This window comes from Allobosea sp. 05L423 (genome assembly GCF_056397745.1).
On the sequence record NZ_JBFTOA010000003.1, the window covers coordinates 675,193 to 687,563 of the forward strand.

Sequence of the window (12,371 nt, forward strand, 5' to 3'; positions counted from 1 at the left end):
GAACTCACCCTTCCACCGGCTCATCGCCCTGCCGGATACCGTAGCGCCGTTCCAGAGCGGGGTTGCCCGGTGCGGCTGGGCCGCCGCCGGGCGCGGTGCTGCGGGGGCTGCGCTCGGACGGATCGCGCCCGACCTTCTGCATGAGCTGGGCGAGGTCGAGGAACTCGTCGCATTGCCGGCGCAGCTCGTCCGAAACCATCGGCGGATTGGTCGAGATCGTCGAGACGACGGAGACCTTGACGCCCTTGCGCTGCACTGCCTCGACCAGCGGGCGGAAGTCGCCGTCACCGGAGAACAGATAGATCTGGTCGAGATGTGGCGCGAGCTCGAGCATCTCGATCGCGAGCTCGATGTCCATATTCCCCTTCACGCGCCGCCGGCCCGTGGCGTCGGTGAACTCCTTGGCTGCCTTGGTGATGACGCGGTAGCCGTTGTAGTCTAGCCAGTCGACCAGCGGACGGATCGAGGAGTACTCCTCGCTTTCGACGAGGGTGGTGAAATAGAAGGCGCGGATCAGATTGCCGCGACTCTGGAACTCCCGCAGCAGGCGGCGGTAATCCATGTCGAAGCCGAGCTGCTTCGAGGTCGCGTAGAGATTGGCGCCGTCGATGAAAAGCGCGATGCGCGGTGCGCCGTTCATGGCAATCACTCCTGCTCAAATGACTTCAATTATTAGAGATGGAAGCAAAAGGCGTTTGAACAATGTCTTTCATGAATGAAATTTGACAGGCTTCAAACAAGGGCGTGGCGTCTTGACGCAGCTCAGTAGCGTCGCGGTGAGGCTACCCACCGTCCTACGATCGTGCTGACGAATGGTCTCGGCCGCCGGATGGGTTATGTCGCGGCGTCAAGGCCGCAGCCGCGCCGGATTGCCCACTGCCGTGCGACCAGCGGGCACGTCGCGCGTGACCACGCTGCCCGCGCCGATGATCGCATCGTCCCCGATCGTGACTCCCGGCAGGATGATCGCGCCGCCGCCGATCCAGACATTGTGCCCGATGCTGACCGGGCGTCCGAGTTCCAGCATCTGACGGCGCCGGGCCGGGTCGCGCGGGTGATCGGCGGTGAGGATCTGGACGCCGGGGCCGATCTGCGTGCCGTCACCGATCGTCACGGCGACGACATCCAGGATGACGCAGTTGAAGTTCAGGAAGACATTGTCGCCGAGGCTGATGTTGTAGCCATAGTCGCAATGGAAGGGCGGGCGGATGGTGACGTCCCGCCCGACATGGCGGAACGCCTCCTGCATCAACGCGAGCCTTTGCTCAGGCGCGGCCGTGGTGGCGTTGAAGCGCTCCATCCAGGCGCTGATGCGGCGGTTGTCGGCGATGAGCTCCGGGCTGTCGGCGCGGTAGAGCTCGCCCGCCAGCATCTTCTCCTTCTCGCTGCGCATCGCCGTCTTCCGCGTGCTCAGCCTTTGCCCTTGGGGAACTCCAGCCCCATCTCGCGGTAGCGCTCCGGGTCGTCGCTCCAGTTCTCGCGGACCTTCACGAACAGGAAGAGGTGGACCTTGGCCTCGGCTGCCTCGGCGATTTCGGCGCGAGCCCTCTGGCCGATCGCCTTGATCGTCTGGCCGCCTTCACCGAGCACAATCTTCCGCTGCCCCTCGCGCTCGACATAGATCGTCTGCTCGATCCTGACCGAGCCATCCGGCTTCTGCTGCCAGCTCTCGGTCTCGACCGTAGAGCGGTAGGGCAATTCGTCGTGCAGCCGCTCGAAGATCTTCTCGCGGGTGATCTCGGCCGCGAGGAAGCGCAAGGGAGCATCCGAGATCTGGTCTTCAGGATAGAGCCAGGGGCCGGGCGGCAGCCGCTTCTCCAGCCAGGTCAGGATGTCCTTGACGCCGTAGCCGGTCAGCGCCGCGACCATGAAGGTGGCTTCGAACTGCCCCCGCTCGTTCACCTTGGTGGTGATCTCGAGCAGCTTCTCCTTCGCCACCGTGTCGATCTTGTTGAGGATCAGGAACTTCGGCTGCTTCAGCTCGGCGAGCTTCTCCAGCAGAGCGGTATTCTCTTCATGATCGAAACGGGCGACGTCGATCAGCACGCCGATCAGGTCGGCGTCGGTCGCGCCGCCCCAGGCGCTCGTCACCATGGCGCGGTCGAGCCGGCGCTTGGGTGCGAAGATGCCGGGCGTGTCGACGAAGATGACCTGCGCCGGGCCGGACAGGGCGATGCCGCGCACCTGTGTGCGCGTCGTCTGCACCTTGCGAGAGACGATCGAGACCTTGGCGCCGACGAGTTGGTTGAGCAGCGTCGACTTGCCGGCATTCGGCGCGCCGATCAGCGCGACGAAGCCGCAGCGCGTGGGTTGATCGGTTTCAGACATTGTCGCCTTCCGGGTTGTCGTTCCACAGGCCTTCACGCCGCAGGAAAGCTTCGGCCGCCGACTGCTCGGCCAGCCGCTTGGAGGGGCCGCGCGCCTCGGAGTCCGCGAGCCCGGTGATCTTTGCCGCCACGACGAAGACCGGTGCGTGGTCCGGCCCCGAACGTCCGCGCTCGCTGTAGGTGGGCGTCGGATAGCCCTTGCCTTGAGCCCATTCCTGCAGTGCGGTCTTGGCGTCGCGCAAAGGGCGTACCGGCTTTATCAGCCGTTCGCCGAAGGCGCGCTCGACCAGGGCGCGGGCGGCCTCGTAGCCGCCGTCGATGAAGACCGCGCCGATGACCGCCTCGCAGGCATCGGCCAGGATCGCCTTGTTCTTGCGGGCGCCGCCCTGGATCTCGCCATCGCCTAGCCGCATGAACTGCCCGAGATTCCAGCCTTGCGCCACCTCGGCGCAGGTCTCCTTGCGCACGAGATCGGCGAGGCGGCGCGAAAGATTGCCTTCCTCGGATTGTGGGTAGCGCCGGAACAGCATGTCGGCGATCGACAGGCCGAGCACGCGGTCGCCGAGGAATTCGAGGCGCTGATAGCTCGCCAGCCGCGATTCCTCGGCGCTCATATGGGTGAGCGCCGTCGTCAGCAGGGACTTGTCGCTGAAATCGTGCTCCAGCGCGGCTTCGAGCCGCGCTGTGTCCGGCGCCTTACGCGCGGTTTCGCTGCTTTTGCTCACTTGATGGTGCTGAACAGACGGTTCCAGCGAACCGTATAGGGCCATTCCCAGATCTTCCAGGCCGAGGCGCCGTCCTCTATCGAGAAGAAGATGATCTCGGCCCGGCCGACAAAGTTCTCGAACGGCACATAGCCGACGCTGCGGTCGCGCGAGTCGAGCGAGTTGTCGCGGTTGTCGCCCATCATGAAGAAATGACCGGGCGGAACGACGAAGACCTGCGTGTTGTCGAAGGTGCCGGTGTCGCCTTCGCGCTCGATGATCTCGTGGCGGACGCCGTTCGGCAGCGTTTCGATATAGCGGATCACCGGAACGCTGCGGCCCCAATTGTCGCTGGTTACATAGTCGGCGATGCGCTCGCGCTTCACCGGCTGGTTGTTGATGTGCAGGATGCCGTCGATCATCTGGATGCGGTCGCCGGGCAGGCCGATGACGCGCTTGATGTAATCGGTCGAGTTGTCGGTCGGCAGCTTGAAGACGGCGATGTCGCCGCGCTTGGGCTCGGCGGCCCAGATGCGCCCCGAGAACAGCGGCGGGCTGAACGGGATCGAGTGCTTGGAATAGCCGTAGGTGTACTTGGACACGAAGAGATAGTCGCCGATCAGCAGCGTCGGGATCAGCGAGCCCGAAGGGATGTTGAAGGGCTGGAACAGCAGGGTGCGGATGACCAACGCGATGAGGAGCGCCTGGACGACGACCTTGATCGTCTCGAAGACGCCGCCCTCGTCCTTGGCCGTCTTGTTCTTGCTTTCGACTTCGTTGGCCACGCGGGGGGCTCCTGGGACTGCGATCCAGCGCGGTCTAGCCGACTATCGCGTCTGCGACAACGCGCAAGAGCAGTCCGGAGGGATGACGCTGGCGGATGGCGAATACATGATCACAACAATTACAATGCGAGAAAACGGCGGGAGCTGGGCCGAATTCGCAGGGCGAATACCCACTTCGATGCGTTGACGATATCGTGTTTCACGAACAGCATTCGCTTGTTTCCGACCTTTGGGGGAATCACCATGAGCACGAAGAAATATGTCGCCGAAGCCATTGGCACGTTCTGGTTGACTTTTGCGGGTTGCGGCAGCGCGGTCATCGCTGCAGGTTTTCCAAATGTCGGCATCGGGTTGCTCGGCGTTTCGCTCGCTTTCGGCCTCACCGTCGTGACGATGGCCTACGCCATCGGCCATGTTTCCGGTTGCCACCTCAACCCGGCCGTGACGGTCGGGCTCGCGGCGGGCGGTCGCTTCCCGGCGGGGCAGGTCGTTCCTTACATCGTCGCGCAGGTGGTCGGCGCGATCGTGGCCGCGGCCGTTCTCTACCTGATCGCCCGCGGCGCGCCTGGTTTCGACCTCGCCAACGGTTTCGCCTCGAACGGTTACGGCGAACACTCACCCGGAAAGTACAATCTCGTCTCGGCCTTCCTCATGGAAGTCGTGATGACGATGATGTTCCTGTTCATCATCATGGGGTCGACCCACGGCAAGGCTCCGGCAGGCTTCGCGCCGCTCGCCATCGGCCTCGGCCTGTGCCTGATCCATCTCGTCAGCATCCCCGTGACGAACACCTCCGTGAACCCGGCCCGCAGCACCGGCCCGGCACTGTTCGTCGGCGGCTGGGCGCTCGGCCAGCTCTGGCTCTTCTGGGTCGCTCCGCTGATCGGCGGCGTGCTTGGCGGCGTCATCTATCGTTGGCTGAGCGATGAGCCGCAGGGCGTCGTCAGCGGCACCCAGCCGGCCGAATAGGTCCGGTCGAAAGCCGGGACCGCCACTGTCCTTCTCCGGGCGCGCGCCGAAAGGCGTGAGCTCGGAATGGACGATGGCGGTTCCGATCCCGACGACTGCCGGTTCCGTCTCAGGCGACCGGCCGGGCCTCGATCACGACGAAGGCCTGCGCCAGCGGCGGATCGTCCGTCAGCGAGACATGGACGATCGCCTCGAAGCCTGCAGGCGTCATGGCCTTCACGCGCTCCAGCGCGCCGCCCGTCAACCGCATCGTCGGGCGCCCGCCCGGCAGGTTGACCACCTCCATGTCGCGCCAGAAAACGCCGGCCCGCATGCCGGTGCCCAGCGCTTTCGAGCAGGCTTCCTTGGCGGCGAAGCGGCGGGCATAGGAGGCCGCGCGGGTGGCGCGGCGGTCGGATTTCGTCCGCTCGCCGTCGGTGAAGACGCGCTGGGTGAAGCGTTCGCCGAAGCGTTCGAGGGAGCGCTCGATGCGGCGGATGTCGCAGAGGTCGGAGCCGATGCCGAGGATCATGCTCCGCGTTTAGAGCATCGGCCGAGAAAGTGGAAACCGGTTTCCTGCGCGGTCAGCGCCCGGCGCCGCGCCCTTCGTCCATCGCTTGCCGAATCCGGCGGATCGCGGTCTCCAGCCCGACGAAGATCGCTTCGCCGATCAGGAAGTGACCGATGTTGAATTCGACGAAGGCCTGAACACCGGCAAGTTTGCGGGCCGTGTCGTAGTCGAGCCCGTGTCCGGCATGGACTTCAAGCCCGAGCTTGGCCGCATAGGCGGCACCGTTGGCCAGCCGCTGGAACTCGGCTTCCGCCCTGGCCGTCTCGCCATCCGCAACCGCATGGCACCAGCTGCCGGTGTGAAGTTCGACGACGGGGGCGCCGAGCTTGGCAGCCATCGCGATCGGTGCCTCGTCCGGCTCGATGAAGAGCGAGACGCGGCATCCGGCCGCCTTCAGCCGGGTGATGCGCGGCGCAAGCTGCGCTTCCTGGCCAACGACGTCGAGCCCGCCCTCGGTCGTGCGTTCCTCACGCTTCTCCGGGACGAGGCAGGCTGCGTGCGGCTTCAGCCGCTCAGCCAGCGCGATCATCTCATCGGTGGCGGCCATCTCGAAATTCAGCGGCTTGGTCAGCTCGGCGGCGAGCCGTTCCATGTCGGCGTCGCGGATATGGCGGCGATCCTCGCGGAGATGGGCGGTGATCCCGTCGGCTCCGGCGGCGATGGCGAGATGGGCGGCGCGGACCGGATCGGGCAGGGTGCCCCCGCGTGCATTTCTCACCGTGGCGACATGGTCGATGTTGATGCCGAGACGCAGCCCTTCGGCCATGGTGCAAGCCCTCTTTGTAGCTACCCGTGCTTAGACGAAAGCACGGCATCGGCTCAATGCAGGGATTGTGATGCCGGCCTCACGATTTGTGATCTGTAAGGCCGTCCGCGGGGGCGAGGGCGGTTTGCTATTTGATAACCGCAAATGGTTGTTTGTTCTCCGTGAAGGTAATCGTAACCGGCGCGCTGTAACATCAAGACTTAAATTTACTAAACCTTAGATTGAGCGAGCGGGATTTATGCAACTCCCCTTGAACGACGCGGCCTTCCATACGGACATCACGCCGGACCGTCGCAATGCCGGTCAGCCGCCGGAGCGTGCGCTCGGGCGAGTCATCGCCTGTGACGGCTCGCGCGCCACCATCCTGAGCGCAGTCTCGACCGGGAACTGGCAGGCGAGCGACGCTTGGGCGATCGGCCGCATGGTCTCGATCAATCTCGGTCAGAGCCGCATCGTGGCCCTGGTCTACAAGCTGCACGCGGTCGAACCGGCCTGGACCGATGGCGAGAACCCGATCCAGGTCGAGGTCGAGTTTCTGGGCGAGGTTCTTGAGAAATCGGACGGCTCGATGCGCTTCCAGAGCGGCATTACCGGCTATCCGCCGATCGGCGCCGTCGCTCACCGCATCAGGGCCGGCGATCTCGCACTCGTCCACGACCTTGGCGACCGGAAAGGTGCCGAGATCGGCCACGTCACGCAGGATGCCAGTATCCCGGCGACCGTCAGCATCCAGGACATGCTCTCGCGCCATTTCGCTCTCGTCGGCACGACAGGTGTCGGCAAGTCGAGCGCCGTTTCGCTGTTGCTGCGCCGTGCCGTTGCCGCGCGCCCGCGCCTGCGCGTGCTGATTCTGGATCCGCACAATGAATACTCCGTCGCCTTTCCGGATCTCGCCCTCACCATCGACGGTGACGCGCTCGACCTGCCGTTCTGGATGTTCAAGCAGGAAGAGTTCGCCGACATCGTCTTCCGCGGCCGGCCTGCGTTGGACGACGAGCCTGATATCCTGCGGGAGGTCATTGCGGCGGCCCGAGGCCGCTACCGTGTTCCGAGTGGCCAGGAATTGGCGCGTGACCTCGGATCGAGCCTGCTCAAGCGCCCGCTCGATCTCGGCGTCGGGCGCAGCGGCCCGGAGCCGGCGCCGCCCACGGGGGGCGTCGATGCATCGACGCCGTACCGCCTGAAGGACGCCTTCGCCGTTATCGACGAAATGATCGGCCTGCACGAGCAGCGTTGGCCGAGGCCGGCGCTGCGCTCGCTGAAGGTGCGGCTGGAATCTCTCCATGCCGATCCGCGCTACCGCTTCATGTTCGGCCGCGCCAATATGTACGAGACGGTGGCGCCGATCCTGGGGCAGATCTTCCGCATTCCCATGCATGGCCGGCCGATCACCGCCTTCCAGCTCGGCGGCCTGCCGGGCGAGGTGGTCAATGCCGTCGCCTCGGTGCTGTCGCGGCTCGCCTTCGATCTCGCCATGGCCAGCCAGGGCGCCTGCGAGGTCCTCGTGCTCTGCGAAGAGGCGCATCGCTATGTGCCATCGGACCAGGCGCTCGGCTTCGCACCCACCCGCCAGGCGATCGCGCGCATCGCCAAGGAAGGGCGCAAATACGGTGCCTATCTCGGCGTGGTCACTCAGCGCCCGGGCGAGCTCGACCCGACGATCCTGTCACAATGTTCGACCGTTTTTGCGATGCGGCTGGCCAACGAGCGCGACCAGCAGATCATCCGCTCGGCGATCTCCGACGCCTCTGCCAGCACGATCAATTTCCTCTCCTCGATCGGCAACCGCGAGGCGATCGCCTTCGGTGAAGGCGTTGCGACCACGATGCGGATGCGCTTCGCCGAGCTGAAGCCGCATGAACTGCCGGCGATGGGTGGACGCACGGGGGAGGGCGGCGGCCGGCTGGAACCAACCCTCGACGACATGGTCCGGCGCATGCGGGCCTGAGCGCGAATTTCTTGCATCCCGGAGGCTTTGGCTGTAAGGCCCTGCTCAACCTATTCCCTGCATCGCTGAGATCGGAAGAAGCCGCCCATGGCTCGCGTTACCGTTGAAGACTGCATCGACAAGGTCGAGAACCGCTTCGAGCTGGTGCTGCTCGCCAGCCACCGCGCGCGGATGATCCAGTCGGGCTCGTCGATCCTCGTTGCGCGCGACAACGACAAGAACCCTGTCGTTGCGCTCCGCGAGATTGCCGAGGAGAAGCTGAAGCCCGAGGATCTCAAGGAAGACCTGATCCACTCGCTGCAGAAGCATGTCGAGGTTGATGAGCCGGAGCAGGAGACCGTCCCGCTGCTCGCCAACCCCGCCACCGCGGCGACCCCCGACAGCGAGATCCAGTTCGACCGGATGAGCGAAGAGGACCTGCTGCGCGGCCTCGACGGCCTCGTTCCGCCGACCGAGAGCGCCGACGACGAGGACTGATCGTCGCGGCGTGAATCGATTGTTCATAGTTTGAAGTTAAAGCCCGGCAGTGCCGGGCTTTTTCATGCCCGCCATCCGGAAAACGCCTTGCTGCCGCCCAAGCCTGTGCAAATAATCATGAGTTGCAACAAGAGAATGTCGAGGCAGAGGCCCGCATGGGCATAATGCGGCAGTACGAGCTCGTTGACCGGGTCAGGAGCTACAATCCGAATACCGACGAGGACCTGCTCAACCGGGCCTATGTCTATGCCATGCGCGCGCACGGTACGCAGAAGCGCGCCTCCGGCGACCCTTTCTTCGCTCACCCGCTCGAAGTCGCGGCGATCCTGACGGATCTCAAGCTCGACGATGCCACCATCGTCGCTGCGGTGCTGCACGATACGGTCGAGGACACGGCCGCGACGCTGGAAGAGATCGAGAGCATGTTCGGGCCGGATATCCGCCGGCTCGTCGACGGCCTCACCAAGATCAAGAAGCTCGACCTTGTCTCCAAGAAGGCGGCGCAGGGCGAGAATTTCCGCAAGCTCCTGCTCGCCATCGCCGACGATGTCCGCGTGCTGCTGGTCAAGCTCGCCGACCGGCTGCACAACATGCGCACGCTGCATTTCGTCCCCCCGGAGAAGCGGCTGCGCATCGCCGAGGAGACGATCGAGATCTACGCGCCGCTCGCCGGCCGCATGGGCATGCAGGAGCTGCGCGAGGAGCTGGAGGAGCTCTCCTTCCGCCACATCAAGCCGGAAGCTCACGCCACCGTGACCAAGCGGCTGGAGGAGGTCACCGAGCGTGAGGGCAAGGTGATCGGCGAGATCGAGCGCGATCTGAAGGAGAAGCTCGCCGCCAGCGGCATCCAGGCCCAGGTCTCGGGTCGGCGCAAGCGCCCCTATTCGATCTGGAAGAAGATGGAGCGGAAGTCGGTCTCCTTCGAGCAGCTCTCGGATATCTTCGGCTTCCGCGTCATCGTCGAGAAGCCGGAGGACTGTTACCGCGTGCTCGGCATCGTCCACATGACCTGGCCGATGGTGCCGGGCCGCTACAAGGACTACATCTCGACGCCGAAGCAGAACGACTACCGCTCGATCCACACCACCGTGGTCGGCCCCGGTCATAGCCGCGTCGAATTGCAGATCCGCACCGACACCATGGACCGTATCGCCGAATACGGCATCGCCGCGCATGCGCACTACAAGGATGGCCGGCCCGGCGAGCCGACCCAGCTCGGCGACGAGAGCCGCGCTTATCAGTGGCTGCGCCGCACCGTCGATCTGCTGAACGAGGGCGACAGCCCCGAGGAGTTTCTCGAGCACACCAAGCTCGAGCTCTTCCACGATCAGGTCTTCTGCTTCACGCCGAAGGGCCGGCTCATCGCCCTGCCGCGCGGCGCGACGCCGATCGACTTCGCCTATGCCGTCCATACCGATGTCGGCAACAGCGCCGTCGGCGCCAAGATCAACGGCCGCATCGCGCCCCTCCTGACCGAGTTGCAGAACGGCGACGAGGTCGAGATCACCCGCGCCGAGGGGCAGGCGCCGCCGGCCGCCTGGGAATCGCTCGTCGTCACCGGCAAGGCGCGCGCCGCCATCCGGCGCGCCACGCGCGCCGCCGTGCGCCGGCAATATGCCGGTCTGGGTCGCCAGATCCTCGAGCGCGCCTTCTCCCGCGCCGAGCGCGCTTTCTCCGACGACAAGCTCAAGGCTGCGCTCAGGCGCCTCGCCCGCAACACGGTCGATGACGTGCTCGCCGCCGTCGGTCGCGGCGAGATGTATTCCGGCGATGTCGTGAAGGCGGTCTATCCCGATCTCGAGCCGGAGAAGCGCGCTTCGACCGAGACCAAGCCTGGCGCTACGGCCAGCGGCAAGGGTTGGTTCGAACTGCGCCAGGGCGAGAATCTCAAGTTCAAGCTTCCGGGCGAGGGGCCTTCCGACAGCGCCATCCCGATCCGTGGCCTCGGCCGCGACCTGCCGGTGCGCTTCGCTCCGCAGGGCGGTGCGGTGCCGGGCGATCGCATCGTCGGCATCCTGACGCCGGGCGAGGGCGTGACGATCTACCCGATCCAGTCGCCGGCGCTCGCCGCCTTCGACAACGAGCCCGAGCGCTGGCTCGATGTGCGCTGGGATCTCGACGACAAGGTGCCGCAGCGTTTCCCCGCCCGCATTGCGCTGAAGTCGCTGAACGAGCCCGGCTCGCTCGCCCAGATCACCACGACGATTGCCGAGCATGACGGCAATATCGACTCGGTCTCGATGAATCGTCCTAACCCGGACTTCACCGATGTCACGATCGACCTCACCGTTTGGGACCTGAAGCACCTCTCGGCGATCATCAGCGAGCTGCGTGAGAAGCGCGTGATCAGCCGCGTCGAGCGCGTGGTCGGCTAGGGGCGCGCGGTCTTTAGCGGAGATCCACCGTCACTCCGGGCCCTGGCCCGGAATGGCGGCGTGTTTCCGTGCGAGATCAGCGGGCTCTAGCCGCGGAATGCGGCCGCCAGCTCCCGCACGAAGGCGCGGCCGCGTACGGTCGCGGCATTGCTGCGCAGCACGATCGGCGAGCGCCCGAGCGAAGGTAGCCCCCAATCCGTACCGATATCGACGGCGCCCGGCGGGGCGATCCGGGATGCCAGGGCCGCGACCCCGAGGCCGCCCGCAAGCGCAGCCTGTACGGCAGCCATCCCGCCTCCGATGAAGGCTTCGCGCCAGTCGATAGCGTGCCGGTCGAGCGCGTTGATTGCGTGCTGCCGCAAGCGGCATTCGGCGACGAGATTGATGAGCGGCAACGGCGCGTCGTGCTGACGCGTCAAAGCGGGGGAGGCGAACCAGCCAAGGCTATCCTCGCGCAGAACCTCGCCGGTCTTGCCGGCGCCGATCCTGCGGGTGAGGACCGCATCGAGATCGCCCGCCTCATAGGCCGTTTCCAGTTGGCTCGACGGCTCGATGCGCAGATTGACGACAAGACCGGGGTCGTGCGCAGCCAGTCGCGCGAGTAGCGCTGGAACATCGGCGCCTGCGGCCTGCTCACTGATGCCAATGGCGATGCGTTCCATTGCCTCGCTGAACGTCGCGAGCGCTCGGTTGTGGGCAACAAGAAATGCGCGGGCGGCCGGCAGGAAACGCTCACCCTCGGAAGTGAGCCTTACCAGCCGCGGATGCCGCTGCAGCAGGAGTTTCCCGAGTGTTGTCTCCAGCCGCTTGATCCGCGTGCTGACCAGAGATTGCGTCGAGCCGAGCGCCTGTGCCGCACGGGTGAAGCTTGATAGCTCGGCCGCCTGGAGGAAGGCCGCAACCGCTTCCACATCGAGGGCAGGGTGGCTCATAGATTGAAAATCCATATTTATGATATCAATAATGATACGGTTTATTGTTTTGTGGATCAACGCTAGATTCCTGTCATCGACCCGCGGCTGAACGCCGCCGCTGATGGAGAGAACCATGCCTCTGATCCGGATTTCGATGCGGCGCGGCCGTCCAGCCTCCGAACCCGCCGCGATCGTCGACGGCGTCTACAGGGCGTTGCGCGAAACCTTCGAGGTGCCGGAGAAGGACCTCTTCGCCGTCGTGCATCAACATGACGCCGACGAGTTCGTCTTCGATGCCAACTATTTCGGCTTCAATCGCAGCGTGGGTCTGGTCATCATCCAGATCACCGTCGCCAACACCCGTGGTGTCACGCAGAAGAAGAAGCTCTATGCCGCCATCGCGGCGAACCTGGCCCGCGAACCCGGTCTGAAGCCCGACGACATCTTCATCAACCTCGTCGAGGTCAAGCGCGAGGACTGGTCCTTTGGCGGCGGGATCGCCCAGTACGTGGCGTGAGGCCTGCCGTCATTCTCGGGCGCCGCACTCCGGCGACCC

The 12,371-nt window shown here is 65.2% G+C and carries 13 protein-coding genes; 5 read left to right on the forward strand and 8 right to left on the reverse strand.

Annotated elements, in window-relative coordinates; all coding sequences use genetic code 11:
- Positions 1-4 precede the first annotated feature (4 nt).
- The 5 genes from AC1DNE_RS11370 to lepB form a co-directional block, all read right to left on the reverse strand.
- Positions 5-640, reverse strand: coding sequence for a LabA-like NYN domain-containing protein (locus tag AC1DNE_RS11370; RefSeq protein ID WP_441468389.1), 636 nt, complete (start codon positions 638-640; stop codon positions 5-7).
- A gap of 207 nt (positions 641-847) precedes the next feature.
- On the reverse strand, positions 848-1,393 hold the full coding sequence (locus tag AC1DNE_RS11375) for a sugar O-acetyltransferase (RefSeq protein WP_441468388.1): 546 nt from the start codon (positions 1,391-1,393) through the stop codon (positions 848-850).
- A 17-nt stretch (positions 1,394-1,410) separates the two neighbouring features.
- Positions 1,411-2,328 carry a GTPase Era gene (gene era / locus AC1DNE_RS11380; RefSeq protein ID WP_441468387.1) on the reverse strand — a complete coding sequence of 306 codons (918 nt, stop codon included), beginning with the start codon at positions 2,326-2,328 and terminating at the stop codon, positions 1,411-1,413.
- Entirely contained in the window at positions 2,321-3,052 is a 732-nt protein-coding gene (gene rnc, locus AC1DNE_RS11385; protein WP_441468386.1) for a ribonuclease III, read from the reverse strand. The genes era and rnc overlap by 8 nt, the downstream gene beginning before the upstream one ends.
- Positions 3,049-3,816 carry a signal peptidase I gene (gene lepB, locus AC1DNE_RS11390; protein ID WP_441468385.1) on the reverse strand — a complete coding sequence of 256 codons (768 nt, stop codon included), beginning with the start codon at positions 3,814-3,816 and terminating at the stop codon, positions 3,049-3,051. Before lepB ends, rnc begins: the two co-directional genes overlap by 4 nt.
- A gap of 243 nt (positions 3,817-4,059) precedes the next feature.
- Between lepB and aqpZ the strand changes: the two genes are divergently transcribed.
- On the forward strand, positions 4,060-4,785 hold the full coding sequence (gene aqpZ, locus AC1DNE_RS11395; protein WP_441468384.1) for an aquaporin Z: 726 nt from the start codon (positions 4,060-4,062) through the stop codon (positions 4,783-4,785).
- A gap of 109 nt (positions 4,786-4,894) precedes the next feature.
- Here the strand turns inward: aqpZ and acpS are convergent, their stop codons facing one another.
- A complete protein-coding gene (gene acpS, locus AC1DNE_RS11400; RefSeq protein ID WP_441468383.1) occupies positions 4,895-5,296 on the reverse strand; it encodes a holo-ACP synthase in 402 nt (133 codons plus the stop codon).
- A gap of 52 nt (positions 5,297-5,348) precedes the next feature.
- Entirely contained in the window at positions 5,349-6,101 is a 753-nt protein-coding gene (locus AC1DNE_RS11405) for a pyridoxine 5'-phosphate synthase (protein ID WP_476766072.1), read from the reverse strand.
- 238 nt (positions 6,102-6,339) lie between these two features.
- Here AC1DNE_RS11405 and AC1DNE_RS11410 point away from each other — a divergent pair, with 238 nt between their 5' ends.
- From AC1DNE_RS11410 to AC1DNE_RS11420, 3 genes are all read left to right on the forward strand, one after another.
- The gene (locus AC1DNE_RS11410; RefSeq protein ID WP_476766071.1) at positions 6,340-8,049 is read left to right on the forward strand and encodes an ATP-binding protein; all 1,710 of its coding nucleotides are present in this window, start codon (positions 6,340-6,342) and stop codon (positions 8,047-8,049) included.
- A gap of 87 nt (positions 8,050-8,136) precedes the next feature.
- The gene (rpoZ, locus tag AC1DNE_RS11415; RefSeq protein ID WP_441468380.1) at positions 8,137-8,526 is read left to right on the forward strand and encodes a DNA-directed RNA polymerase subunit omega; all 390 of its coding nucleotides are present in this window, start codon (positions 8,137-8,139) and stop codon (positions 8,524-8,526) included.
- Positions 8,527-8,687: 161 nt separating this feature from the next.
- A complete protein-coding gene (locus AC1DNE_RS11420; protein ID WP_441468951.1) occupies positions 8,688-10,901 on the forward strand; it encodes a RelA/SpoT family protein in 2,214 nt (737 codons plus the stop codon).
- Between the two features lie 86 nt (positions 10,902-10,987).
- Here the strand turns inward: AC1DNE_RS11420 and AC1DNE_RS11425 are convergent, their stop codons facing one another.
- Positions 10,988-11,950, reverse strand: coding sequence for a LysR substrate-binding domain-containing protein (locus AC1DNE_RS11425; protein WP_441468379.1), 963 nt, complete (start codon positions 11,948-11,950; stop codon positions 10,988-10,990).
- On the opposite strand from AC1DNE_RS11425, the gene AC1DNE_RS11430 reads away from it, so the two are divergent.
- Positions 11,949-12,332, forward strand: a complete 384-nt coding sequence (locus tag AC1DNE_RS11430) for a tautomerase family protein (protein WP_441468378.1) — start codon at positions 11,949-11,951, stop codon at positions 12,330-12,332. The two genes, AC1DNE_RS11425 and AC1DNE_RS11430, sit on opposite strands and share 2 nt — an antisense overlap.
- Positions 12,333-12,371: the final 39 nt, after the last annotated feature.

Excerpts from the sequence above, each read along its gene's own strand:
- rpoZ (WP_441468380.1), top strand. The coding sequence starts at position 8,137 with ATGGCTCGCGTTACCGTTGAAGACTGCATCGACAAGGTCGAGAACCGC.
- AC1DNE_RS11410 (WP_476766071.1), top strand. The coding sequence starts at position 6,340 with ATGCAACTCCCCTTGAACGACGCGGCCTTCCATACGGACATCACGCCG.
- era (WP_441468387.1), bottom strand. The coding sequence starts at position 2,328 with ATGTCTGAAACCGATCAACCCACGCGCTGCGGCTTCGTCGCGCTGATC.
- AC1DNE_RS11425 (WP_441468379.1), bottom strand. The coding sequence starts at position 11,950 with ATGGTTCTCTCCATCAGCGGCGGCGTTCAGCCGCGGGTCGATGACAGG.
- AC1DNE_RS11430 (WP_441468378.1), top strand. The coding sequence starts at position 11,949 with ATGCCTCTGATCCGGATTTCGATGCGGCGCGGCCGTCCAGCCTCCGAA.
- AC1DNE_RS11375 (WP_441468388.1), bottom strand. The coding sequence starts at position 1,393 with ATGCGCAGCGAGAAGGAGAAGATGCTGGCGGGCGAGCTCTACCGCGCC.
- aqpZ (WP_441468384.1), top strand. The coding sequence starts at position 4,060 with ATGAGCACGAAGAAATATGTCGCCGAAGCCATTGGCACGTTCTGGTTG.
- AC1DNE_RS11405 (WP_476766072.1), bottom strand. The coding sequence starts at position 6,101 with ATGGCCGAAGGGCTGCGTCTCGGCATCAACATCGACCATGTCGCCACG.
- AC1DNE_RS11370 (WP_441468389.1), bottom strand. The coding sequence starts at position 640 with ATGAACGGCGCACCGCGCATCGCGCTTTTCATCGACGGCGCCAATCTC.
- acpS (WP_441468383.1), bottom strand. The coding sequence starts at position 5,296 with ATGATCCTCGGCATCGGCTCCGACCTCTGCGACATCCGCCGCATCGAG.